We start from the raw sequence: 851 nt of genomic DNA, 5'->3' as shown, positions 1-851 counted from the left end.
CGGGCACCTCGACGTCGTGGGGATGGCGCACGGGGCCTCGGTTCTCTGTCGTCCGCGGAAGTCGTCCGCTGGCTCCTCTTTGGACCCCTCTGCGGACTCGTCTGCGGACTCGTCTGCGGACTCGTCTGCGGACGAGTGGTCCGACGAATTCTATCGTTGGTGGACCTGTCGGTGGACCACTCCGGCCCGGAGGATGGGACGCATGACCGATCTGCAGACCACCCCTGCCCAGACCTCCGCCCGGACCGCGTCCCCCGCGGACGCCACCCCCCTGACCGGCTCCCCGCTGGTCAAGCGCGGCCTCGCCGACATGCTCAAGGGCGGCGTCATCATGGATGTCGTCACCGCCGAGCAGGCCCGCATCGCCGAGGACGCCGGCGCCGTGGCCGTGATGGCCCTCGAGCGGGTGCCCGCCGACATCCGCGCCCAGGGCGGCGTGGCCCGCATGTCCGACCCGGACCTGATCGAGGGCATCCAGGCCGCCGTCTCCATCCCAGTCATGGCCAAGGTCCGCATCGGCCACTTCGTGGAGGCGCAGGTCCTGGAGCACCTGAAGGTCGACTACATCGACGAGTCCGAGGTCCTCTCCCCCGCCGACTACGTCAACCACATCGACAAGCAGCGCTTCACCGTCCCGTTCGTGTGCGGTGCCACCAACCTGGGCGAGGCCCTGCGCCGGATCGCCGAGGGCGCCGCCATGGTCCGCTCCAAGGGCGAGGCCGGCACGGGCGACGTCTCCGAGGCCACCAAGCACATCCGCACCATCCGCGGCCAGATCGCGGAGCTGCGGGCCCTGTACGCGATCTCCCCCGACGCCCTCTACGTGAAGGCCAAGGAGCTCGCCGCTCCGT

Annotated in this window: 1 protein-coding gene; it reads left to right on the top strand. The window is 70.4% G+C overall.

Annotated features, from left to right (window positions below):
• Positions 1-202: 202 nt before the first annotated feature.
• A partial coding sequence (locus RCG67_RS16815) for a beta/alpha barrel domain-containing protein (protein ID WP_368827933.1) occupies positions 203-851 on the top strand: 649 nt, incomplete at its 3' end.

Origin of the sequence: Kocuria cellulosilytica, from assembly GCF_040981245.1 — a bacterium.
GTDB lineage: Bacteria > Actinomycetota > Actinomycetes > Actinomycetales > Micrococcaceae > Kocuria > Kocuria cellulosilytica.
The sequence above is the reverse complement of the archived record's forward strand: the minus strand, read 5'-3'. Positions and strand labels throughout refer to the sequence as shown.